The organism is Pseudomonas sp. E102 (genome assembly GCF_052660185.1).
Genome location: NZ_CP084025.1, coordinates 4,403,977 through 4,428,261 on the forward strand (window position 1 = coordinate 4,403,977; position 24,285 = coordinate 4,428,261).

The following is a 24,285-nucleotide window of genomic DNA, read 5'->3' on the forward strand; positions in this document are numbered from 1 at the left end:
CTGACGAAAATATAAACTTCGAATGGATTCGAACATGTTAAAGCCAACGGTTGGCCCTATTATTGGCCACACGACGACCCACCACGCTCGCATCTTTCTACGAGGCGATGGGAACACCGACAATCCTTTATTCGCCGGTATCCGCTACCGCCGAAAAGGCGATACGGCCTGGTCCAGGGGACAGTTCATCCGACTGGTTTCTTATCGCGACTTAGCCGGTGTCATCGTATTGAAGGGCCTTGAGCCCGACACCTTCTATGAATACCAGGCCGGCTGGAAAAGCACATTGAGCCCGGCGCACACTCCAGAGACCATACTGGAGCTGCCGCTGCAGTGGCCCAAGGAGATTTACCAGTTGCGCACGCCCTCCACCGAGACCGACGCCCCACGCAGCTATATCGTCGGCTCGTGTCGATACCTGCGCATTACCGCGGGTGTCCCGGCGACACCGGAACGGGGGGATCGCACATTCGCGGGTATCAACCGAATCGTGGAGCGAGCCAACCCACCCATCAGCGCAGTAGTGATGACCGGCGACCAAGTGTATCTCGACGACCTGAATTTCATTGCGCCGGACCGCAACCTCAAGGACATGTTATTCAAGTATCGAACTGCCTTTTCCCAACCCCATATTAAAAAACTGATGTCCAGCGTGCCGACTTACATGATGCTCGACGATCATGAAATAAAGGACAACTGGCCCGCCAAGAAGAATCACCAAGACGAAACTCTCTATACAAACGCTCTTGATACATACGAGCTTTATCAAGCTAGTCACAGCCCGGCCCATGAACTTCTGGATGACGGCACGTTAAGGCCACTCACTCGCTACTGGTATACATTTGCCCATGGCAATACAGGATGGTTCGTTACCGACAGCCGGACTCGACGCAACCTGTCGGCAAACAACCGGCGCATCCTGGATGAAGAACAGGAACATTCGCTGCTGACATGGCTGATCGACAGCCCCTACCGGGTCAAATTCGTCGTCACCGGTGTCATGTTCTACCCCGACCGCAAATTCAACGCAGGGGATGCCTGGCAAGCGTTTCCAGAGCAACGGCTACGCTTGCTTGAAACCATCCGCAGCCATCGGATCAAGAATGTGATCTTCGTCTCTGGTGACGTGCACGGTTCCCTGACGAGCATGCTGACCCACAGCCAGGATCCTGACTTCCAAATCCACACAGTCGTCTCGTCGCCATTTTGCAACAGCAGGCTGTTGCCTTACGCCAATGCCTCGACTTTTATTCCCGGCAAACCCATGGCTCGGGCTCCAAGCGGTGAGTATCAATACGAGCTGACCGGCAAGGTGATCAGCCAGGACAACTTTGCCCAGCTGAAAGTCACGGCCCAGAGCGTTCAAGTGACGTTTCATGACCGTGACGGAGATCCCTTGGAGGTCGTCGACATACCGTTGCGCTGAGCTTGCGTAGCCCAGGGAACACCTCTGATCGGCCGACAACTGGAGAAATCCCCTCGTCGGCCGATAAAAGGTTTATAGCACTTGGCCTTCATGTCTCTTGTCAGCCAGTGCCGCAATGATGCAACCTTGCGGCAATCCGTAATAACGAGGGCGTCAGCCCGGCGCGATCAGCATTTTCGAAGCGAGTCTCCCCATGAAAAGCCAACCCGATGCCGCCAGTCGTATGGCGGCCGAGGTAGTGACGCAGTTACCGGTGCCCTCGCGGCTCGGTATGCTGCGTTTCGAACGGCTGAATGAAGCAAGCTGGGCGTTGCTGTTCCTCGATCCAAACTGCGAACGCTACTTCGGCCTGCCGGCCGTTGAGCTTTGCTCGCTGGTCAGCTCTCCCTTCGCCAGCCTGATGGAGCCTGAAGCGCGCTATCAGTTGCATGACGCGATCCAACAGCAGTTGGCCCAGGCGTCCCACTATCTGATCCGCTACACACTGCACACCGCCAAAGGGCCGATGAACCTGCTGGAGACCGGTGAAGCCTACAGGCAGCACAATCGCCATCTGCTGCGCGGCTATCTGATGGTGGTGGACGACCTGCTGCAGGACGGGCCATCCATGCCGGCCGTGGACCTGGAAACCCAGAACTCCAGGCTCCAGATCGCCCTGGAATTGAATCAACGCGCGCAGCAGGAGCAACTCCAGCACCTGGACCGGGTCCGCGCCCAGCAAGACCTGATCCTGTTGTTGACTCGCCAGCGCTACAGCGCCAACAAATCCCTGCAAGAAGCCGCCGAGCTGATTACGCGCAGCGCGTGTGACATCTACCAGATCGATTGCGCGAGCATCTGGAATCTGGAGGACGGCAAGCTGGTACCGATCTCCGCCTATAATCGCGCCTCCCAGGAACATTTCCTGCCAAAGGTGATCAACGCCAGCGAATTTCCAGACTACATGGAAGCGTTGCAGACCTGCCGCGCCATCGATGCCCATAACGCGATGCGCGACCCTCGCACGCGGGAATTGGCCGAGAACCTCCGGGCCCGGGACGTCAATGCCATCCTCGACGCCAGCATCCGTATCGACGGGCAAGTCGTCGGGGTGCTCTGCCTGGAGCAAGTAGGCGCGACCCGCGCCTGGCAGTCGGACGAAATCGCCTTCGCCGGCGAACTGGCCGACCAATTCGCCCAGGTCATCAACAACCACAACCGCCGCACCGCCACCAGCGCCCTGCACCTGTTCCAGCGCGCCGTGGAACAGAGCGCCAACGCGTTCCTGCTGGTCAATTGCGACGGTGTGGTGGAGTACGTCAACCCAAGCTTCACCGCCATCACCCAGTACACCACCGAAGAAGTCCACGGCCAGCGCCTCTCGGAACTGCCGGCCCTGGAGAACCTCAGCGAACTGCTGTTCGATGCGCCATCGGCCCTGGCCCAGAGCAACAGCTGGCAGGGCGAATTCAAGAGCCGACGCAAGAACCTCGAACCCTACTGGGGCCAGTTGTCGATCTCCAAGGTCTATGGCGACAACCGCGAGCTGACCCACTACATCGGCATCTACGAAGACATCACCCAGACCAAACTGGCCCAGCAGCGCATCGAACGCCTGGCGTACACCGACAACCTGACCAACCTGGGCAACCGTCCGGCTTTTATCCGCAACCTGGATGAACGCTTCGCCCGCGACAGCAATTCGCCCATCAGCCTGCTGCTGGTGGACATCGACAACTTCAAGCGCATCAACGACAGCCTCGGCCATCAGACCGGCGACAAACTGCTGATCAGCCTGGCCCGGCGCCTGCGCAATAGCCTGAGCTCCAGCGGCAGCCTGGCGCGCTTCGCCAGTAACGAATTTGCGGTGCTGCTGGACGACACCGACCTTGAGGCCGGCCAACAGATCGCCAGCCAGCTGCTGATGACGCTCGACAAGCCGATGTTCGTCGATAACCAGTTGATCAGCGTGACCGGCTCCGTGGGCCTGGCCTGCGCGCCTTTGCATGGCCGCGACCCACAGACCCTCATGCGCAACGCCGGCCTCGCTCTGCACAAGGCCAAGGCCAACGGCAAGCACCAGGTCCAGGTGTTCACCGAGGCGCTGAACGCCGAGGCCAGCTACAAGCTGTTCGTGGAAAACAACCTTCGACGCGCCTTGACCCAGAACGAACTGGACGTGTTCTACCAGCCCAAGCTGTGTCTGCGCAGCGGTCGCTTGCTGGGCATGGAAGCGCTGCTGCGCTGGAATCATCCGGAAAAAGGCATGATCCGTCCTGACCAGTTCATCAGCGTGGCCGAGGAAACCGGCCTGATCATCCCCATCGGCAAATGGATCGCCCGCCAGGCCTGCCGCATGAGCAAACAGCTGACCGCGGCTGGCCTGGGCAATCTGCAAGTGGCGATCAACCTGTCGCCCAAGCAGTTTTCCGACCCGGACCTGGTGGCCTCGATCGCCAGCATCCTCAAGGAAGAACAATTGCCCGCGCGGCTGCTGGAACTTGAACTGACCGAAGGCCTGCTGCTCGAAGCCACCGAAGACACCCACCTGCAACTCGACCAGCTCAAGCGCCTGGGCCTGACCCTGGCGATGGATGACTTTGGCACCGGTTATTCATCCCTGAGCTACCTGAAGAAATTCCCGATCGACATCATCAAGATCGATCGCAGCTTTATCCATGAAATCCCGGACAACCAGGACGACATGGAGATCACCTCCGCGGTGATTGCCATGGCCCACAATCTGAAGCTCAAGGTCGTGGCCGAAGGCATCGAGACCGCCCAGCAGCTCGCCTTCCTGCGGCGCCACCGCTGTGACGTCGGCCAAGGCTACCTCTTCGACCGGCCGATCCCCGGCGCAGAGCTCGTCGAGAAGCTCAAGCGCTACCCGCGCGGTCCGCTGGTCTGACAGCCGCTTATAGCTTGCAGCGGCTTTTGTGAGGCACACTGACGGTCTATTTCGCTCAACTCAATCTGACTGAGAGGACTGATGATGGTCTTGCGCTCGGAAATCCTGGTGAACAAAAACGTGCTTCCTACTCCCGATCAAGCTCTCCCTGGCCGTGAAACCCCAATGGCCGTGCCGGAAAAACACTTTGTCCTCGACGCGCCGCTGTTGGGCCCATTCGTCACCAATGTGGACTTCGCCATCTTCGGCCTCGGCTGCTTCTGGGGCGCGGAGCGCAGGTTCTGGCAACGTGAAGGCGTCGTCAGCACGGCGGTGGGTTATGCGGGCGGCTTTACGCCTAACCCGACGTATGAAGAAGTCTGCTCGGGCCTGACCGGCCACAGCGAAGTCGTGCTGGTGGTCTACGAGCCGGAGAAAGTCAGCTATGACGACTTGCTGAAGATGTTCTGGGAATTGCACAACCCGACCCAGGGCATGCGCCAGGGCAACGACATCGGCACCCAGTACCGCTCAGTGATCTACTGCACCACGCCCGAGCAACTGGAAGCGGCGAAGAAGAGCAAGGAAGTGTTCCAGGCTGAGCTGGGCAAGGCCGGGCTGGGAGAAATCACCACCGAAATCGACGAAGCGCCGACGTTTTACTTTGCCGAGGCGTATCACCAGCAATACCTGGCGAAGAACCCTGAAGGCTATTGCGGGATTGGCGGCACGGGCGTGACCTGCCCGATCTAGGTTTCCAGCTCTGGAAAGCTTCGTCGGATCGCCGCCCGGAGCCAGCTCGCTCCCACAGGTCCGGTGGCGTACATAACTCTTGCGTACGCCTCAGATCCCCATGTGGGAGCGAGCTTGCTCGCGATAGCGGTGGATCTGGGGCGGTGATGTTGGATGTGCCGCCGCCATCGCGAGCAAGCTCGCTCCCACAGGGGCCCGGGGCGGACACAGATGTCGCGTACACCTCGACACCCCATGTGGGAGCGGGCTTGCTCGCGAAGGCGTCCTGCCTGACGACCTGAATGCATCGGCTCAGCGATCAGCTTTCAGCAATCAACCAATCCATCTGCCACCCACCCTGGGTCTGCCCAAGTTTCCTGGACAACCACGGCAGCAGCTCGCGCAGTTCCTCCTCAAGCCCCCACGGCGGATTGGCAATGGCCAGGCCCGAGCCGTTCAGGCTGTTGGGCGTGGCCAGCGGGTGCACCAGCAACTCTACCCGCAACAATTTAGGCGCGCCCGTGCCGGCCAAGTCCTGGTAGAAACGACGCAACATGCGCTGGTCCTTTACCGGGTACCAGATCGCCGCCACGGTCTGGCGCATCCGACTGACGGCTTCCTTGAGCGACGCGGCGCAACGCTGCATCTCATCCAGCTGTTCGAACGGCGGATCGATCAACATCAGAGCGCGCTTCTCTGCCACCGGCAACAACGCACGAGGAACATGCCAGCCTTCGCCCAAGTGGACCGCCACGCGACGGTCGCCCTTCATGTTGTCCTTGAGCAGCACGCCGTCCTCCGGATGCTTCTCGTTGAGCAATACTCGGTCCTGCGGTCGGGTCAGTCGCCGTGCCAACTCCGGCGAGCCCGGGTAATAGCGCAACTGGCCGTCCGGGTTCATCTCGCGCAGCACCTTCATATAATCGGCGGTCAGGGGCGGCAGGTCGTCCTGGTCCCACAACCGTGCGATGCCTTCCAGGTATTCACCGGTACGGCTGGCCTGGTCGCCCTGCAAGTCGTAAAGCCCGATGCCTGCGTGGGTATCAAGGTAGGCGAAGGGCTGCTCCTTGCGCGACATCAAGGCGATGAGGCGGGTCAAGGTCAGGTGTTTGAACACATCGGCGTGATTGCCGGCGTGGAAGGCGTGGCGATAATTCATGGCGGCTCCTGCGAAGGGCGACGAGTTTACCTCGAAGCGCGCCCAACGTCAGGGTTGGCGGCCGAGTGGACGAACAGCGCCCCGTAGCGAGGGAGCTTGCTCACGCTGCACTGCGCATCTCTGAACTTATCTCCCAAGCGCAGCCAACGGCACGGCACAGGAACCCCCATTGCAGCGTTCGCACTCCTCACAGAACGGCGCAGGACTTTTCAAACTGAGTATTTGCGCCAATGACAGCGGTGGCGCCAGCGCGGCGGCAAGTTTATCCGGAGCGCCCGCTGCAACGGGTTCGGCGCCCATCGCCACCATCGGCGCGCCGCCGACCTGGATGGGTACGCTGCTGAAGATTCCGCCCGGTCCGATGTTGATCCAGTGCCCGCCGGCCTGGATGGTCGCAGTGGCGCCGCCCTCCAGCACGATCTGTTGGCCGGCGCTGACATGAAACCGCCCAGCAGCGCTCAAGGCCTGGTTGGCGACGCGGATATGCCGGTCGCCCGTCACCATCAGGTGATCGTCCTGGCGAACTTCAACCTGCCGTCGCCCCCGGGTGATGCGCTGCTCGCCGTCCTTGAGTTCGTGCCGGGACAAGCCGGCAACGAAGATGCTGCGCTCATGATCGACCTGCACGCGCTGGTCATGCAGCACATGCTGGGTCCAGTTGCGCTGGGCTCGAAGGTAGATCTCCTCGGCGCCCTTGCGGTCTTCGATGCGCAATTCGTTGTAGCCGCCACCACCGGGGCTGCTCTGGCTGCGCAGGATACTGCGGGTCTTGTCGGCCGGCAGGTCGAGCGGCAGCGGGTTGGCGCCGTTCGGCAGGCAACCGACCACCAGCGGTTTATCGACGTCGCCGTCCATGAACCCGACCAGCACCTCCATTCCGACCCGAGGAATCATCACACTGCCGTAACGATCGTGCGCCCAGCCGGTGGCCACGCGCAGCCAGCAGCTGGAATGCTCATCACCTGCACCGTCGCGATCCCAGACCAGTTGCACCTTGACCCGCCCGAACTCATCGCAATGGATCTCGCTGCCCACCGGTCCGGTCACTACCGCTGACTGGTAGCCACTGATCGACGGCTTCTTGTGCTGCAAAGGCGGACGGAAAAAAACGTCCCAGGGCGTCGCCAGGAAGGTATTGCCGTAGCCCTGGAATTCACCCGGGCCGACCGAAGCGTTCTCTTCCAGCACTTGCGGCTGCCGGCCACGGTGATCGACCTGCGTCAACAGCCAGAGATCATTCCATTGCGGGCGGGGATGCTCCTCGATGCGCATGAAATGTCCGCTGGCGAAAGCGCTGTCGTCACTGCTGCCCTCCGCCAAAAGGTGGTCCGCGCCGTGTCGCTCGAGGGAACGTCGGGCCAGGTGGCTGCCATCGGCACGGTCGATGAATTGGCCGGGATATTGATAATCCTCAAGCGAAGCTGGCGCTTGCCCACCGAGACCGGCTTGCAGCAGCAGGCCAGGCTTGCGGAAGTCATAGTCGCGTAGCGTCACCGCAGTGGTTCGCGCCTGGTGCCGTACCGCCAGGCGCTTGATGGCCGGCGCAGCGCCAGCCATCCCGCTGCCCGGCAGGTATAGTGTCGACTCGGGTAAACGCTTGAACATCGTCTGGTCGTCGCCAAACACCAGCAGATGCCCGTCAGGGCTGTGCTGGAAGTGGTAATGGATGCCGACCTCGGCACATAGCCGCTCGATGAAGTCCAGATCGCTTTCACCGTACTGCACGCAATATTCACGCTCGGGGTATTGCCCACCCAGACTGAACTGGAATGCATCGGCCAGGATGCCGTGATCCTTCAGGACGAGGCCAACGATGGCGGGCACACTCAGATGCTGGAAAATTCGCCGGTTGATGCGGTGGCGCAAGTACGCCAGGCGTGGCACGAGGGTGATCTGGTAACGGGTCAGGCGCTTGCCCGAGTCGCCTTGGGCCACGCTGTAGACCTGGCCATGTATCCCACCGCCGCGGTGATCGAAACCCAGGTAAGCCTGGCGATGCAGAAGGTCCTCCAGCACCAGGTCGGGCCGATCGCTGACCAGCTCCAGATCAAAGCAATAGGGTTGGCTGATGGCTTCCTTGCCCTTGAACTCAAGCACCTTGAGGTCATTTGGCCCGCTGTCGAACGCCAGCGTGAAACGTGGTGAATTGGCAGGCGCGAACATCCGATGTGCCTCTGCTGAATGAGACGGGCCATTCTGCACGAGCCACTGGCAGTGTTGATCCATTGTCAGGAAAAACAGATTTCCCCTACACCCAAGAGTCAAAAAGCTGCAAGGCACGCTGCATTTTCCGATGGACAATCCATACACCGCGATCCTGAAAGCCTTCGTACGAAGTAATCAGCTGCTTCTTACACAGCGACCGGCCTTCTATCGCGCAAAGGCGTGATAACGTCGTTTGGTCGTAAAAGCCAAGGACGCAACCATGACCCTCCGCTATACAAAAATCGCCATGATCCTGGCGCTTGCCGCCTTCGCCTTCCTGACCGTGTTCAACAACGTCACGGACTACAGCTCCAACTTCAATTTCGTCCAGCATGTGCTGAGCATGGACACCACCTTTCCCAACAACGCCGCCCGATATCGGGCCATTGACAAGCCCTGGATGTGGCACGGGGCTTATGGGCTGATCATCCTCGGCGAAGCAATCACCACCGTGCTGCTGGCCTATGGCGGGCTGACACTCTGGCGGGCACGCAGGGCGGATGGCCTGGCTTTCAATCGGGCAAAAAAATGGCCCATCGTTGGGCTGACGGTCGGATTCTTCGTCTGGTTTTTCGGCTTCATGGTCGTTGGCGGCGAGTGGTTCCTGATGTGGCAATCCGAGATCTGGAATGGCCAGGATGCCGCGTTCAGGTTCTACATGGCGCTGCTGGGCGTACTGATTTTTCTCAACCAGCCCGACAACTTGGACCCTCAGCCATAAAAAACGGCCCGCTCCAATGGAGGCGGGCCGTTTTTTACTGTTTTGAGCGAGCCATTGCAGGCTCGCCAAAGCCTTACTGGTTCAAGCGGAAATCTTTCTCAGCCGCTTCGAAGCGCTGCAGCATGCCGGTGGTGGGCGTGCCCATCTTGCTGACGAAGTAGATGGCCAGGCTGGCGAAAATGAAGCCCGGAATGATTTCGTACAGACCCAGCAGCTCGAAATGCTTCCAGACCACCACGGTGATCGCACCGACCAGGATACCGGCCAAGGCGCCGTTGCGAGTCATGTTCTTCCAGACCACGGAGATCAGGACCACCGGACCGAAGGCGGCACCGAAACCGGCCCAGGCGTAGCTCACCAGGCCCAGAACGCGGTTTTCCGGATTCGCGGCCAGGGCGATGGCGATCAGGGCCACCAGCAGCACCATGGCACGGCCGACCCAGACCAGCTCTACCTGGGAAGCGCTCTTGCGCAGGAAAGTCTTGTAGAAGTCTTCGGTCAGGGCGCTGGAGCACACCAGCAACTGGCAGCTCAGAGTGCTCATGACTGCCGCGAGGATGGCCGACAGCAGTACACCGGCAACCCATGGGTTGAACAGGATTTTCGCCAGCTCGATGAATACACGCTCAGGGTTTTCGGTCACTGGACCGGCCACCTCTGGGTTAGCCGAGAAGTACGCGATACCGAAGAAGCCAACGGCAACGGTGCCACCCAGGCACAGGATCATCCAGGCCATGGAGATGCGACGCGCCTTGGCGATCGACTTGACCGAATCCGCCGCCATGAAGCGCGCCAGGATGTGCGGCTGGCCGAAGTAGCCCAGGCCCCAGCCCATCAGCGAGATGATCCCGATGAAGGTGGTGTTTTTCAGCATGTCGAACGAAGTCGCGTCTTTCGCTTCGATCGCCAGGAAGGTGGTATCCACGCCGCCCGTGGCCAGCAGCACGATGATCGGCGTCAGGATCAGCGCGAAGATCATCAGCGTGGCTTGTACGGTATCGGTCCAGCTGACCGCCAGGAAACCACCGATGAAGGTGTAGGCGATGGTCGCGGCAGCACCAGCCCACAGCGCGGTCTCGTAGGACATGCCAAAGGTGCTTTCGAACAAGCGTGCACCGGCCACGATGCCGGAAGCGCAATAGATAGTGAAGAACACGAGGATCACCACCGCAGAGATGATCCGCAGCAAGCCACTGGTGTCTTCAAAACGGCTGGAGAAATAATCCGGCAGCGTCAACGCATCGCCATTGTGCTCGGTCTGGACCCGCAGGCGACCGGCCACGAACAGCCAGTTCAGATAGGCACCGATGATCAGGCCGATGGCGATCCAGCTCTCCGACAGGCCGGACATGTAGATTGCACCGGGCAAACCCATCAACAACCAGCCGCTCATGTCGGAAGCGCCGGCAGAAAGCGCCGTCACGACACTGCCCAGGCTGCGACCGCCCAGGATGTAGTCGGAAAGGTTGTTGGTGGAGCGATAAGCCATCAGGCCGATCAGGACCATGGCTGCGATATAGATCACGAAGGTGATCAGGGTGGGATTGCTAACACTCATGAGTTACGCCCTGGCTTTGTTTTTATGGTGCGGTGGCAGTTGAAAGCGTCGACAACGCGAACGTTGTGCGGACGTTTTGTGGACCCGCGAATTTATGACTGATGTTTCCCCAGGAAAGCCATCAGCCGATGCAGCTCGACCCGGTTTTTGTACCCAGAACCGGTTGCACCTTGGCCGCGAATGCTATTCAACAATCCAAATAAGGTGCAACCAGTTTCGTTCAAATAAGTTGCACCCAGTCGGAATAATCGTACGGATGGCAATTATTGCCCGCTATTGGTGCATCGAAGGAAGCTTTTGCAAGATTTTTCGCACCAAACAGGTGCTCTCATGAAAGGGACTACAGACCATCCGGATGAACTGCTCATAATTTCGACAAAAAACCGGTTGCACCCGGTTGCACCTCCCCCGGCTCGCAGCTAATCTTGCCGCCAGCTGATGCCACGCGGTACGTGGCAAACATGAGGATAAAAATATGGCTACCACCACCCTTGGGGTCAAACTCGACGACCCGACCCGCGAACGTCTCAAGGCGGCCGCGACTTCGATTGATCGCACGCCGCACTGGCTGATCAAGCAGGCAATTTTCAATTACCTGGAGAAACTCGAGGGTGGTGCAACCCTGACCGAGCTGAACGGTTCAAGCCGCGCCGACAATGACGATGCCGGCGAAGTCCAAGCGGACCACGCTCATCAATGCTTCCTGGAATTCGCCGAGAGCATCCTGCCGCAATCGGTCCTGCGCGCCTCCATCACCGCCGCTTACCGTCGCCCAGAGCCGGAAGTGGTGCCGATGCTGATCGAGCAAGCGCGCCTGCCGGCCGAAATGGCCGAAGCCACCAACAAGCTGGCGGCTTCCATTGCTGAAAAGCTGCGTAACCAGAAGAGTGCCGGCGGTCGTGCCGGTATTGTTCAGGGCTTGCTGCAGGAATTTTCCCTGTCGTCCCAGGAAGGCGTGGCACTGATGTGCCTCGCCGAAGCGCTGCTGCGTATCCCGGACAAGGGCACTCGCGACGCGCTGATCCGCGACAAGATCAGCACCGGCAACTGGCATCCGCACCTGGGCAACAGCCCGTCGCTGTTCGTCAACGCCGCTACCTGGGGCCTGCTGCTGACCGGCAAACTGGTCGCCACCCATAACGAAGCGGGCCTGACCTCGTCCCTGAGCCGCATCATCGGCAAGAGCGGCGAGCCGATGATCCGCAAGGGCGTCGACATGGCCATGCGCCTGATGGGCGAGCAGTTCGTTACCGGCGAAACCATTGCCGAAGCCCTGGCCAACGCCAGCAAGTTCGAATCCAAGGGTTTCCGCTATTCCTACGACATGCTGGGTGAAGCCGCACTCACCGAGCATGACGCCCAGAAGTACCTGGCCTCGTACGAACAGGCTATCCATTCCATCGGCAAAGCGTCTCATGGCCGTGGGATTTATGAAGGCCCGGGCATCTCCATCAAGCTCTCGGCCCTGCACCCGCGCTACAGCCGCGCCCAGTACGAGCGGGTGATGGACGAGCTGTACCCGCGCCTGCTGTCGCTGACTCTGCTGGCCAAGCAATACGACATCGGCCTCAACATCGACGCCGAAGAGGCCGACCGCCTCGAACTGTCCCTGGACCTGCTCGAGCGCCTGTGCTTCGAGCCGCAATTGACCGGCTGGAACGGCATCGGCTTTGTGATCCAGGCGTACCAGAAGCGTTGCCCATACGTAATCGACTATGTGATCGACCTCGCCCGTCGCAGCCGTCACCGCCTGATGATCCGCCTGGTAAAAGGCGCGTACTGGGACAGCGAGATCAAGCGCGCCCAGGTCGAAGGCCTGGAGGGCTATCCGGTGTACACCCGCAAGGTTTACACCGACGTTTCCTACATTGCTTGCGCACGCAAATTGCTGTCGGTGCCAGAAGTCATCTACCCGCAATTTGCCACGCACAACGCCCACACCCTGTCGGCCATCTACCACATCGCCGGTCAGAACTATTACCCAGGCCAGTACGAGTTCCAGTGCCTGCACGGCATGGGTGAACCGTTGTACGAGCAAGTTGTAGGTAGAGTTTCCGAAGGCAAGCTGAACCGTCCGTGCCGTGTGTACGCTCCGGTTGGCACCCACGAAACGCTGTTGGCCTACCTGGTGCGTCGCTTGCTGGAAAACGGCGCCAACACCTCGTTCGTCAACCGCATCGCCGACCAGTCCATTTCCATTCAGGAATTGGTGGCCGATCCGGTGGCAAGCATTGAGCAGATGGCTACCCTGGAAGGCGGTTTTGGCCTGCCGCATCCACGCATCCCGCTGCCACGCGACCTGTACGGCAGCGAACGCGCCAACTCCAGCGGCATCGACCTGGCCAACGAACATCGCCTGGCCTCGTTGTCCTGCGCCCTGCTGGCTACTGCTCACAACAACTGGAAAGCCGCGCCGATGCTCGGTTGCGCCGCCAGCGAAGAAGCGCCGGCGCCGGTGCTGAACCCGGCCGATCATCGCGATGTGGTCGGTCACGTCCAGGAAGCCACCGTCGAAGACGTCGACAACGCCATCCAATGCGCCCTCAACGCCGCGCCAATCTGGCAGGCGACGCCACCGGCCGAACGCGCCGCCATCCTCGAGCGCGCCGCCGACCTGATGGAAGCCGAGATCCAGCCGCTGATGGGCCTGCTGGCCCGTGAAGCCGGCAAGACCTTCGCCAACGCCATCGCCGAAGTACGCGAAGCCGTGGACTTCCTGCGTTACTACGCGGTGCAGGCCCGCAACGATTTCACCAACGATGCCCACCGCCCACTGGGTCCAGTGGTCTGCATCAGCCCGTGGAACTTCCCGCTGGCAATCTTCAGCGGCCAGGTCGCCGCCGCATTGGCCGCCGGCAACCCGGTACTGGCCAAGCCCGCCGAGCAGACTCCGCTGGTAGCGGCCCAGGCTGTACGCCTGTTGCTCGAAGCCGGTATTCCGGAAGGCGTCCTGCAATTGCTGCCCGGTCGCGGTGAAACCGTTGGTGCCCGCCTGGTGGGTGACGATCGCGTCAAAGGCGTGATGTTCACCGGCTCTACTGAAGTCGCCCGCCTGTTGCAGCGCAACATCGCCGGGCGCCTGGACAACCAGGGCCGTCCGATCCCGCTGATCGCCGAGACCGGCGGCCAGAACGCTATGATCGTCGACTCCTCGGCGCTGACCGAACAAGTGGTCATCGATGTGGTGTCTTCGGCCTTCGACAGCGCCGGCCAGCGTTGCTCGGCCCTGCGCGTGCTGTGCCTGCAGGAAGATTCCGCCGACCGCGTCATCGAAATGCTCAAGGGCGCCATGGCCGAATCGCGCCTCGGCAACCCGGAGCGTCTGTCGGTGGATATCGGCCCGGTGATCGACGCCGAAGCCAAGGCTGGTATCGAGAAGCACATCCAGGCCATGCGCGATAAAGGTCGCACTGTGTACCAGATGGCGATTGCCGACAGCGACGAATGCAAGCGCGGCACCTTCGTGATGCCGACGCTGATCGAGCTGGAAAGCTTCGATGAGCTACAACGGGAGATCTTCGGCCCCGTGCTGCACGTGGTTCGCTATAAGCGCAAGGAGCTGGACCAGTTGATCAACCAGATCAACGCCTCCGGCTACGGCCTGACGCTGGGCGTGCACACCCGAATCGACGAGACCATCGCCAAGGTGATCGACAACGTTCATGCCGGCAACGTCTACGTGAACCGCAACATCGTCGGTGCGGTGGTCGGTGTGCAGCCGTTCGGCGGCGAAGGCTTGTCGGGCACCGGTCCGAAGGCCGGCGGCCCGCTGTACTTGTACCGCCTGCTGTCGACCCGTCCTACCGATGCGATCCAGCAATCCTTCGTACGTGGCGACGCCCTGGCCGCGCCAGACCTGCGCCTGCGAGACGCCATGAGCAAGCCGCTGACCGCCCTGCAAACCTGGGCCGACAGCCAGAAGCTTGCCGAACTGAGCGCCCTGTGCGTGCAGTTCGCCGCCCAGTCGCAAAGCGGCATCACCCGCCAGCTCACCGGCCCGACAGGCGAACGTAACAGCTACGCCATCCTGCCCCGCGAGCACGTGCTGTGCCTGGCGGATGTGGAAGGCGACTTGCTTACACAACTGGCAGCCGTACTGGCCGTCGGCGGCTCGGCCGTGTGGCCGGAGTCCGACACCAGCAAGGCCGTGTTCGCACGCTTGCCGAAGGAAATCCAGGCACGCATCCAGCGCGTTGCCGACTGGACCAAGGACGACGTGCTGTTCGACGCCGTCCTGCATCACGGCGATTCGGATCAACTGCGCGGTGTCTGCCAGCAAGTGGCCAAGCGAGCCGGTGCCATCGTCGGCGTGCATGGCTTGTCCCAAGGCGAAACCAACATCGCGCTGGAGCGCCTGGTCATCGAACGGGCACTGAGCGTCAACACCGCCGCGGCCGGTGGTAACGCCAGCCTGATGACCATCGGCTAAACCGCCATATACCAGGCATCTGCAATAGGTGCCTGGTCGTCGAAATCCCTGTGGGAGCGAGCTTGCTCGCGATAGCGGTGGGCCAGTTGAAATCATTTCTGACTGACCCACCGCTATCGCGAGCAGGCTCGTTCCCACATTTTTTGATTAGCGTCGCCCCTTCTGCTCCATCACCCAAATCAATCATCCTGTTCAGCCTCCATTCCCAGACCTAGACTCGGCCCATCCCAAGAAAAGGTAGGCCGCCATGTCCGAGACGCTGCTCAGTTCCCGCAATCTGGCTTTCGAGCTGTATGAAGTCCTTGATGCCGAAGGCCTGACCCAGCGCGAACGGTTTGCCGAGCACAATCGCGAGACCTTCGAGGCGGCCATCGGCACGGCACGCAACATTGCCGAAAAGCATTTCGCGCCGCACAACCGCAAGAACGACGAAAACGAACCACGCTATGAAAACGGCGAGGCGATCCTGATCCCGGAAGTGAAGCCGGCGGTGGATGCGTTCCTGGAGGCTGGTTTTCTCAACGCCGCACGCAGTTTCGAGGCCGGCGGCATGCAACTGCCGACGTTGCTGTCCCAGGCTTGCTTTGCGCACTTTCAGTCGGCCAACGCCGCTTCGACGTCCTACCCCTTCCTGACCATGGGCGCGGCGAACCTGATCGAAAGCTTCGGCAGCGACGATCAGAAACAGCGCTTTCTGCAACCGATGATCGATGGTCGCTTCTTCGGCACCATGGCCCTGACCGAGCCCCATGCGGGTTCATCGTTGTCGGATATTCGTACACGCGCGGAGGCGGCGTCCGACGGTACCTATCGGCTCAAGGGCAACAAGATTTTCATTTCCGGCGGCGACCATCCGCTGTCGGAAAACATCGTGCACATGGTCTTGGCAAAACTGCCGGATGCGCCGCCGGGCGTGAAGGGTATTTCGCTGTTTATCGTGCCGAAGTTCCTGGTCAACGATGATGGCAGCCTCGGCCAGCGTAACGACGTGCTGCTGGCCGGTCTGTTTCACAAGATGGGCTGGCGCGGCACCACGTCCACGGCGCTGAACTTCGGCGACAACGGCGAATGCGTGGGTTATCTCGTAGGAAAACCGCACCACGGCCTGAGTTATATGTTCCAGATGATGAACGAGGCTCGCATCGGCGTCGGCATGGGGGCGGTGATGCTGGGTTACGCCGGCTACCTGTATTCCCTTGAATATTCCCGCGAACGCCCGCAGGGCCGCGTGCCTGACAGCAAGGACCCGAGCACCGCCCCCGTGGCGATCATCCAGCACGCCGACGTGCGCCGCATGCTGCTGACCCAAAAGGCCTACGTGGAAGGTTCGTTCGACCTGGGCCTGTACGCGGCGCGCCTGTTCGACGACACCACCACGCTGGAAAGCGAAGCCGAGCGTCGGCGCGCCCATGAGTTGCTGGACTTGCTCACGCCCATCGTCAAGTCGTGGCCCTCGGAGTTCTGCCTGAAGGCCAACGAGCTGGCCATCCAGATTCTCGGCGGCCATGGTTACACCCGCGAATACCCAGTTGAGCAGTATTACCGCGACAACCGCCTGAATCCCATCCATGAGGGCACCCACGGTATCCAGTCCCTGGACTTGCTGGGACGCAAACTGGCGCAGAACGGCGGTGCCGGGCTCAAGCAATTGATCCGCCTGGTGGCCGATACCACTGAGCGCGCCCAAGCGTACGAATCGCTGACACCCTTGCGTCAGCCGTTGGAAGCCTTGGTGGCACGCCTGCAAACAGTCACCCTCGGCCTGCTGACCGACCTGGCCCAAGGCAAGGTCAACGATAGCCTGGCCAATTCGGCGCTGTACCTAAAAGTGTTTGGGCACATGGTGATCGGCTGGCGCTGGCTGGAACAGGCGATTCGTGCCGAGGAGGGCTTGGCCAAGGGGAACGCGACGGACGTCGACTTCTATCAAGGCAAGCTGCAAGCGGCGCGCTACTTCCTGACCTGGGAAGTGCCGGGTTGCCAGCATGAGCTGACGCTGCTCGAAGCGCGGGATGACACCTGCCTGGGAATGCGGGATGAATGGTTCTGAGCCAGCGCCTGTAGCGCGGCTGACATCCAATCGCGAGCAGCCTCTCTCCCACAATGATCGGCGGTGAACGCAGTTTCGTGTTCACTTAGCCCCCATGTGGGAGCGAGCCTGCTCGCGATGACTTAAGTGCGGGCAACGCCGCTTATAAGCCGGACCGTGGCCTCAGGCCTGCTGAATCGTCTTGGAGATCACTTCGACCGTGGCGCTGACCTGCTCCTGGTAACGGTCGAGTTCCGCCCGATGCTGCTTCTGCATTTCGATCTGTTGCGAACACAAATTCATGGCCGCCAATACCAGCAGGCGATCACCGATCAAGGTCGGGTATTTACGCTTGGTATCGGCCAGGGCCGCCTTGAGCATCGAAGCAGCGTCCAGCAACGCTTGCTCCTGCCCGGCCGGCGCCTTGATCGAATAGTCCTCCCCGAGAATCGAGACGACTGTCACCCCATCGACACGTTGACTCATGCGCTGGCCGTTGCGGTGCTGGCGCGCTCGATCAGCGCCTGGATCCGGGCGGTGGTGGTGCCGTGGAGTTCTTCCTGCTCCATCAGGCTCAATTGCAGACTTTCGTTTTCATCCTTGGCCTTCGCCAGTTCGGCGCCCAGGGTTTCATTCAGGCCGGCGAGGTGACGGTTCTGTTGCACCAGGTCGTTGACCAATTGCTCCAGCTGGCTGAGGGATGTTTCCAACATATTGATTTCCAGGGTTTTTCAAGGGGCGCGTACGATAAAGAAAAGTCATCGTCAACGCCACGACTCAGAGAACAGCGGCGCACCACTGGCGAGCTGTAGAGACTGCGAACAAGGAATCTGGTTCCGACCCTTCGTCGCGCCGTTGCCGGTGGAGTGCGACAAAAGCACGCAGCGCCCTCAAGACTTCAGTCGCAAGACCGATAAGTCATTGAAACCAGTCACAGCCCCGCACGGACGCGCTTCTTCACGGTAACTTCCATGTCCCTACGTAATATGAACATCGCGCCGCGGGCGTTCCTGGGGTTTGCCCTGATCGGCGCCCTGATGCTGGCCCTCGGCGTGTTTGCCTTGAGCCAGATGAGCAAGATTCGCGTGTCCGGCGAAAACATCGCTCAGAACAGCGTGCCCAGTATCAAAGCACTGAATGACGTCACCCAGCTCACCCTGCGCCTGCGCGTGTTGTCCTATCGCCTGCTGATCAACCGCGAAGCGGATACCCAGCAAAAAACGCTGGACCTGTTCGAGCAACGCAACCAGCAGGTCCGCGCCGCCCAGATGACTTATGAGAAACTCATCAGTGCGCCTGAAGAACGGGCCGCGTATGAGCAACTCACGCAGCTGCTCAATCAGTACCGTCAGCTCGAAGAGCGGATGAAAACCCTGTCGCGCAACAATCAGCTCAACGAACTGCAAGCGCTGCTCAACGCTGAGTTGACGAGCAACTCCGACGCTATCAACGCAGCGCTCGCTCGCCTGTCGGACATCAACAACCAGCAAGCGGAAGCATTCAACAAAAACGCGGCACAGCAATATTCCACAGCCTTCATCTGGGTCGTCACCCTTCTGGCCATCGCCACCGGCCTGACCCTGCTGTTCGCCTGGCTGCTGACCAACAGCATCACCAAGCCGATCGCCAACGCGTTGGATGCCGCCGAAGAAATCGCCAAGGGCAACCTGACCCGGCCGATCACCGTTGACGGCAGCGACGAGGCTGGCCGACTGCTGCGGGCGATGTCGACCATGCAGGAAAAACTGCGCGACACCCTGCAACGGATCTCCGGCTCGGCCACGCAATTGGCCTCCGCCGCCGAAGAGCTCAACAGCGTCACCGACGAAAGCGCCCGTGGGCTGACCCAGCAGAACAACGAAATCGAACAAGCCGCCACCGCGGTCAACGAGATGACCAGCGCCGTGGAAGAAGTTGCCCGCAACGCGGTCAGCACGTCGGAAGCGTCGAAACACGCCACCACGTCCGCTGGCGACGGTCGCGACCTGGTGCAGGAAACCGTCGGTGCCATCGAGCGCATGAGCGCCGACGTCCAGAGCACCGCCACGCTGATCGGCAACCTGGCCGATGAGTCGCGAGACATCGGCAAGGTGCTCGACGTGATCCGCGGTCTGGCCGACCAGACCAACCTGCTGGCCCTGAACGCCGCCATCGAAGCTGCCCGTGCCGGTGAAGCCGGTCGTGGTTTCGCCGTGGTCGCCGACGAAGTCCGCGCCTTGGCCCACCGCACCCAGCAGTCGACCAGCGAGATCGAACGCATGATCGGCAGCATCCAGAGCGGCACCGAACAGGCAGTGGACTCGATGCGCAACAGCACCGAACGCGCCGAATCGACACTGAACATCGCCCGCGGCGCCGGCATGTCCCTCGACACCATCAACACCGCCATCGTCGAGATCAACGAACGCAACCTGGTCATCGCCAGCGCCGCCGAAGAACAGGCCCAGGTGGCCCGCGAAGTGGACCGCAACCTGGTGAACATCCGCGACCTGTCGGTGCAGACGGCCACCGGTGCGAATCAGACCAGTGCCGCCAGCGCCGAACTGTCGCGCCTGGCGGTGGATTTGAACAGCATGGTTGGGCGGTTCAGCCTTTAACCCGCGCATCGGTTGATTCCCCACCGACCATGGGTGATCAACAATCCAGCTTTTGTGGCGAGGGAGCTTGCTCCCGCTGGGCCGCGTAGCGGCCCCATCCTCGAAAGCGACGACTGCTTCGCAGCCGAGCGGGAGCAAGCTCCCTCGCCACAGTGTTCTCGATCAAACCCAAGGCCTCTACCTGGGATCGACGACATCCAACGCCCGGTTCGCCAACAGCTCCCCTAGTTCGATCAACTGTTGCAGCCCCAATGCAACGTGTCGTCGCGAGCCGTCCAGGTCGAACGCCAGATCGCCCGCCATCGCGCTGGCCGAGGCCAGGGTTTCGCTGAGGTTGGCCAACAGGCTTTCGGCATCGACGCCCTCCACGACGGTGAATAGCGGGTCCGAGGAGGGTTTCTCCTCAGGCTGGGCGGATTTGGGATTCAGAAAGGAATCGATGAGACGCTCGGCGTGGGCGTCGGCAGCATGGTCTAGAGGCGGGATTGGTGGGTCTGGGATGAGTTTGTCCATGGAATGCTCCTAACGTAAGTGAGAGCCGCCACGTTCGCTGCTAAACGAATAGGTGGCAGCCGCGCGCAGGTTAGCAGACCGGTACGTTAGGAAACCGGCGCACCCGAGGATGCCCTGCGCACAGCCGCCATAAGAATTCGAGCATAAAAATGCCCGCACTGAATGGCAGTTGCCATGCGCCTAACGTGACTCCGAGCTGCTAAACCCGACCGCTGATTGGCAGCGGTGAGCACAGACTAGGCACCGAAACCGGCAGGCGCAAGAGGCTGGAATTTTCTAGGAAATGTCCTGCAAGTCAATGGGGAATATCTTTCAGTCGATTCCTACAACGAGCCCCATCCAGCCCTTCCACACCGAAAAAAATTGCGTATAGTCCCGCCCGCCGCCTTGCGGCAATCCGCTTTGGCAACCCGCCGTATCTCAAAGGAGCTTGAATTTGTACAAGGGATTTACAGGAATCGTTTTTCTATTACTGAGCGGCTGCTCGCTGCATCCATATACCAAGGATGTGCTGTTGAACACCGGCACAACCAGCCCCGAATATTGCCTGACGCAAGAGCGGGCGCTGGTGGAAGAACGCGTGCAACGCTACCTGAACCACTGCTTCCATCCCCAAGTGACCGAGCTCAACACCGGCGCAAGACTCGTCAACACCATTCAATTGAAAGTCGACCGGAACGCCGAAAGAAGCGACATGGTGCTGTGGGCGCCAACGATCTACGGAAGCCAGTTCTATATGAACGTGATCGTCTCGCAAAAGAACCCCGCCTGCGCAACCACCATGACCGCCGTGGCCTCAGGCTGGGGATTTGCGCGAAACTTTTCAAAAATCCTGGAAAGCGCAAACGGGGGAGACCCGTGGTGCCCGCTGTAACCTCCACCAGCTGACCAGTCAACCGGCTCCCGTGGCGAGGGAGCTTGCTCCCGCTGGGCTGCAAAGCAGTCCTCGCGTCGCTATAGGTATGTCACGCCCCCCTTCGCTTATCAAACAAGCTGCACCGCTCTGCTGCCATCGACGCCTCGCTTAAATCAGCTACGTTGCCGCGGCATAAAATCTTCGATGCTCTTGTTTCTCAGTTGCAGCAGAGACATAACGAATTCTGGCTCAACCCCCATCAGAAACTCCATAGCATCGTAGATTTTCCATTGATGTATTTCGGGGCGATCTATTATCGAGTTGAGGTGTTGTTTAACAAGCGGGATGTACTCCAGATACCGCTCACGCCTTAAAAAGGCAAAAGCGTCAGATATCTCAAAGGGTTCCGTTCCTGCCAACTCGATGATAGTAGACAGTGGTAAAAAAACTTGAGCCCTAGCGGCTTCCCTTTGTCCCCTGTCGACCATATTTGCGAAGTACATGGTTACAGCCATGAGGATCTGGCGATAAGTGTCATCGTATCCATGCAACCTGTGAGGATACGTGTTTTTGATAAGCTCCGGCTTTTCCATGCTTTCGCTTAATGCAACCAGACCCTCGAAAATCCCCCAGCTAGTCAACAACTTTGCAGCTTCGAAGCGCACAACATCGTCATCTGAATTGCAGAGCAAATCCAACACCGCGGTCATTCTTTCCTGCGGTATATCTTTGGCATCCAACTCACCCGCCTCGGCGGCATAATCAGCATGATCCGGTATGCCGTGGAGTAGGTCATAGGTTTTCCGATCCACAATGAACCCTATTTCTGAATGAATTTAATATAGCCGGCCGGTACACAACCCTTGATCAGGCACTTACCATCACGCATTACGTTCACTAGGTCTGACTCCGCCCTGCTCAATGAAGTCTCATTTTTTGTGCTGGGGTTGCTTGTGTATTTATTCCGCGCGGCATTTACCCTAGCCTGAAGCTCAGCAACGACCTCACGATTGCTCAAAAACTTTGTGTCTGGCAATACACCAGAATCTATATCCTGCTGCAATCGCTTGACGTCGATTTCTATTTTTTGCAGAAAAGGGACCAGAAAAGGGACAGATTTATTTAACCAACAGAGCGATGGCTTTCACCACCGATAATTTGAAGGTCAGCGTGTAGTCTCACTGACTGCGCCTTTTTACTGATTCCATTACGTCCACCTGAAAAGCAGATCAGAAGGTGTAAACCTTATTCAGGACGGGACACACCTTTCCTTTAAATAAATCCCCTTTCCCATGTCCCCTTTCTCAGAAAATACCAGGCATCGACCGCCACCAGGGCTTGTTCTGGATGGGCTTCACTGAGCGCTTCTTGCAGCTACGCAAACAACACGGCCTGACCCAGCAGCAAATGGCCGAGACCGTGGGTATTCACATCACCCAGGTCAAACGCTACGAATCGGGCGAGGCCCAAGCGTCGCTGGAGATTCTGAAGGAGGTGGCCACCGCGTTTAACGTGGTCACAGACTGGCTGGTGTTCGAGCAAGGCGAGCGCAAACCCCAAGACGAACTGAAGCTGAAGTTCGAGGCCGTGGCGCAGATGGACGAGGAAGAGCGTCGTTTGATACTGTCCCTGCTCGACGCCATGATCCTTAAACACCAGACCTGGCGTTTCTTTGTACCGCAGGCCGATCCTGGCAAAGCGGCTGGCGACTAAGGGAAAGCAGCGACTGAGAAAAAACGGGCTACAGACTATGGCAAGGTGGTGAGCAGTTGGTAAATTTCCGAAAGATATAAATCAGGAACTATGGAAAACATGGATACCAAGCAACTCAACGAAACCAGCAAGTTTCTTAGTTATATTCTCAGGCATGAGCCACAAGCTATCGGCTTGCACCTAAATAACGAAGGCTGGGCAGATATTGATGCATTGATCGCAGGCGCGGCTAAAGACGGGCGGACATTGGATATTGCCCTTATTCAAGCAGTCGTCAGCAGCAGCGATAAAAAGCGCTTCAGTCTCTCGGTTGATGGCCTGCGCATTCGCGCCGTACAGGGCCACTCAACTGCCAACATGAGCCTTCAGCACGTAGAGAAAGAGCCACCAGAGTTTCTCTACCACGGCACCGCCACACGTTTCCTGGAGTCGATCCGGCAGCAAGGGTTGATCGCAGGCGCTCGCCACCATGTACACCTGTCGCAAGACATACCAACGGCTATTGCTGTCGGGCAGCGCTATGGAAAGCCTGTAGTACTAAAGATTGAGGCCCTGCGGATGCACCAACAGGGCTTCAAGTTCTTTCAGGCTGAGAATGGGGTTTGGTTAACTAGTCATGTGCCAGAAAAATTCTTGTACGAATATGGTCTGCAAGCTGACTGACGGCTCAAATAGTCGGAAAATATCCGGCTATTTCAGACCATTCCTAAACAAAAATACACGCCTTTTCAAAATCAGCCCTGGAGAACATCGTGGAGCCAAGCCTCAAAGCTCGGCAGCTCATAAACTCGCTCTTTGTTACCTAGATCAATAACGACAACCTTGGGATCGCCACTTAAATCATCACCATCAAAAAAAGCAGCATCATCATTTAGCTGAGCAAAGGGTATTAGATTTCTTCCTTCTAAACCCACCCACTCACCATAACTCCCCCGCAATTTCCACGACAACTGACCGCCTTCCGTGCTCGCATCGTCAAACCACCAGGAAAAATCTTTAGGCAGACCAATAGATTTGGCAAAGTCCAAATATCTACTGGGATATTTAAAGCCAGCAGGCAATTGATCGACAGAATAAGTACAAAACCTCTCCTGCATCTTCATCACATCCTAACCTCAGGATCATAAATAGATCCACTCGGAAACTTCTCTGCCCAGCTTTTATCCACCCCAGGCATCTGGCCTTGTTTCCTCACCCGAAACTCCACAGCCTCTCCCCAAGTCTTAGGAACCTGACCATTCAGTATAAATCTACGAGCCTGATCGTCTGATATTGGGTCATTATAATTCCTGACATTCGCTTCAACTTTAATCCCCGCCTCGCGCGCGGCAAGTATGCGATTGTTATCAACACTTGTTGGTGCGCCATCAGGCATCCTGACAGGCTCTCCTTGCCATCCATTCTTTTTCATAGACCGAACAAGGCCATCGTAATTTAGAGTGGAGTTTTTCTTTTGATACGCAACAGTCGCTTGGGAGAAA

The 24,285-nt window shown here is 59.2% G+C and carries 18 protein-coding genes and 2 pseudogenes; 11 read left to right on the plus strand and 9 right to left on the minus strand.

Annotated features, from left to right (window positions below):
• Positions 1-34 precede the first annotated feature (34 nt).
• The 3 genes from DOCECA_RS19965 (at position 35) to msrA (ending at position 5,045) form a co-directional block, all read left to right on the plus strand.
• The gene (locus DOCECA_RS19965; RefSeq protein WP_445570967.1) at positions 35-1,426 is read left to right on the plus strand and encodes an alkaline phosphatase D family protein; all 1,392 of its coding nucleotides are present in this window, start codon (positions 35-37) and stop codon (positions 1,424-1,426) included.
• Positions 1,427-1,619: 193 nt separating this feature from the next.
• A complete protein-coding gene (locus DOCECA_RS19970; protein ID WP_420766137.1) occupies positions 1,620-4,313 on the plus strand; it encodes an EAL domain-containing protein in 2,694 nt (897 codons plus the stop codon).
• 84 nt (positions 4,314-4,397) lie between these two features.
• Positions 4,398-5,045: a peptide-methionine (S)-S-oxide reductase MsrA gene (gene msrA / locus DOCECA_RS19975; RefSeq protein ID WP_420766136.1), complete on the plus strand. Its 648-nt coding sequence runs from the start codon at positions 4,398-4,400 to the stop codon at positions 5,043-5,045.
• Between the two features lie 298 nt (positions 5,046-5,343).
• Here the strand turns inward: msrA and DOCECA_RS19980 are convergent, their stop codons facing one another.
• Together DOCECA_RS19980 and DOCECA_RS19985 are read right to left on the minus strand one after the other, a co-directional pair.
• On the minus strand, positions 5,344-6,183 hold the full coding sequence (locus tag DOCECA_RS19980) for a 23S rRNA (adenine(2030)-N(6))-methyltransferase RlmJ (protein ID WP_420766135.1): 840 nt from the start codon (positions 6,181-6,183) through the stop codon (positions 5,344-5,346).
• A 126-nt stretch (positions 6,184-6,309) separates the two neighbouring features.
• A complete protein-coding gene (locus tag DOCECA_RS19985) occupies positions 6,310-8,346 on the minus strand; it encodes a type VI secretion system Vgr family protein (RefSeq protein ID WP_445570968.1) in 2,037 nt (678 codons plus the stop codon).
• Positions 8,347-8,608: 262 nt separating this feature from the next.
• Between DOCECA_RS19985 and DOCECA_RS19990 the strand changes: the two genes are divergently transcribed.
• Positions 8,609-9,109 (plus strand): DUF2165 family protein, encoded by a 501-nt coding sequence (locus tag DOCECA_RS19990; protein WP_434608154.1) that lies wholly within the window; start codon positions 8,609-8,611, stop codon positions 9,107-9,109.
• Positions 9,110-9,182: 73 nt separating this feature from the next.
• On the opposite strand, the gene putP is transcribed toward DOCECA_RS19990, so the two are convergent.
• Complete coding sequence (gene putP / locus DOCECA_RS19995; RefSeq protein ID WP_420766132.1) at positions 9,183-10,667, minus strand: sodium/proline symporter PutP; 1,485 nt, start codon at positions 10,665-10,667, stop codon at positions 9,183-9,185.
• 475 nt (positions 10,668-11,142) lie between these two features.
• Between putP and putA the strand changes: the two genes are divergently transcribed.
• Both putA and DOCECA_RS20005 read left to right on the plus strand, forming a co-directional pair.
• On the plus strand, positions 11,143-15,096 hold the full coding sequence (putA, locus tag DOCECA_RS20000; RefSeq protein WP_445570969.1) for a trifunctional transcriptional regulator/proline dehydrogenase/L-glutamate gamma-semialdehyde dehydrogenase: 3,954 nt from the start codon (positions 11,143-11,145) through the stop codon (positions 15,094-15,096).
• Positions 15,097-15,343: 247 nt separating this feature from the next.
• Positions 15,344-17,146 (plus strand): acyl-CoA dehydrogenase, encoded by a 1,803-nt coding sequence (locus DOCECA_RS20005; protein WP_445570970.1) that lies wholly within the window; start codon positions 15,344-15,346, stop codon positions 17,144-17,146.
• Between the two features lie 162 nt (positions 17,147-17,308).
• Here DOCECA_RS20005 and DOCECA_RS20010 read toward each other — a convergent pair whose 3' ends face one another.
• Both DOCECA_RS20010 and DOCECA_RS20015 read right to left on the minus strand, forming a co-directional pair.
• Positions 17,309-17,611, minus strand: coding sequence for a cell division protein ZapA (locus DOCECA_RS20010; protein WP_420767095.1), 303 nt, complete (start codon positions 17,609-17,611; stop codon positions 17,309-17,311).
• Positions 17,608-17,838: a hypothetical protein gene (locus DOCECA_RS20015; protein WP_420767094.1), complete on the minus strand. Its 231-nt coding sequence runs from the start codon at positions 17,836-17,838 to the stop codon at positions 17,608-17,610. The genes DOCECA_RS20010 and DOCECA_RS20015 overlap by 4 nt, the downstream gene beginning before the upstream one ends.
• A gap of 324 nt (positions 17,839-18,162) precedes the next feature.
• On the opposite strand from DOCECA_RS20015, the pseudogene DOCECA_RS20020 reads away from it, so the two are divergent.
• Both DOCECA_RS20020 and DOCECA_RS20025 read left to right on the plus strand, forming a co-directional pair.
• Positions 18,163-18,819 (plus strand): annotated as a pseudogene (locus DOCECA_RS20020) (MCP four helix bundle domain-containing protein); the annotation flags it as partial.
• Between the two features lie 303 nt (positions 18,820-19,122).
• Positions 19,123-19,722, plus strand: a pseudogene (locus DOCECA_RS20025) (methyl-accepting chemotaxis protein); the annotation flags it as partial.
• 177 nt (positions 19,723-19,899) lie between these two features.
• On the opposite strand, the gene DOCECA_RS20030 reads toward DOCECA_RS20025, so the two are convergent.
• Positions 19,900-20,235: a DUF6124 family protein gene (locus DOCECA_RS20030; RefSeq protein ID WP_434649169.1), complete on the minus strand. Its 336-nt coding sequence runs from the start codon at positions 20,233-20,235 to the stop codon at positions 19,900-19,902.
• Between the two features lie 436 nt (positions 20,236-20,671).
• Here DOCECA_RS20030 and DOCECA_RS20035 point away from each other — a divergent pair, with 436 nt between their 5' ends.
• Positions 20,672-21,109, plus strand: a complete 438-nt coding sequence (locus tag DOCECA_RS20035; protein WP_434649171.1) for a hypothetical protein — start codon at positions 20,672-20,674, stop codon at positions 21,107-21,109.
• A gap of 155 nt (positions 21,110-21,264) precedes the next feature.
• Here the strand turns inward: DOCECA_RS20035 and DOCECA_RS20040 are convergent, their stop codons facing one another.
• A complete protein-coding gene (locus DOCECA_RS20040) occupies positions 21,265-21,903 on the minus strand; it encodes a hypothetical protein (RefSeq protein ID WP_445570971.1) in 639 nt (212 codons plus the stop codon).
• 556 nt (positions 21,904-22,459) lie between these two features.
• Between DOCECA_RS20040 and DOCECA_RS20045 the strand changes: the two genes are divergently transcribed.
• Both DOCECA_RS20045 and DOCECA_RS20050 read left to right on the plus strand, forming a co-directional pair.
• Positions 22,460-22,804 carry a helix-turn-helix domain-containing protein gene (locus DOCECA_RS20045; RefSeq protein ID WP_445570972.1) on the plus strand — a complete coding sequence of 115 codons (345 nt, stop codon included), beginning with the start codon at positions 22,460-22,462 and terminating at the stop codon, positions 22,802-22,804.
• Between the two features lie 99 nt (positions 22,805-22,903).
• On the plus strand, positions 22,904-23,467 hold the full coding sequence (locus DOCECA_RS20050; protein WP_445570973.1) for an RNA 2'-phosphotransferase: 564 nt from the start codon (positions 22,904-22,906) through the stop codon (positions 23,465-23,467).
• A gap of 71 nt (positions 23,468-23,538) precedes the next feature.
• Here DOCECA_RS20050 and DOCECA_RS20055 read toward each other — a convergent pair whose 3' ends face one another.
• On the minus strand, positions 23,539-23,907 hold the full coding sequence (locus DOCECA_RS20055; RefSeq protein ID WP_445570974.1) for a hypothetical protein: 369 nt from the start codon (positions 23,905-23,907) through the stop codon (positions 23,539-23,541).
• Positions 23,907-24,179, minus strand: a complete 273-nt coding sequence (locus tag DOCECA_RS20060) for a hypothetical protein (RefSeq protein WP_445570975.1) — start codon at positions 24,177-24,179, stop codon at positions 23,907-23,909. The genes DOCECA_RS20055 and DOCECA_RS20060 overlap by 1 nt, the downstream gene beginning before the upstream one ends.
• Positions 24,180-24,285: the final 106 nt, after the last annotated feature.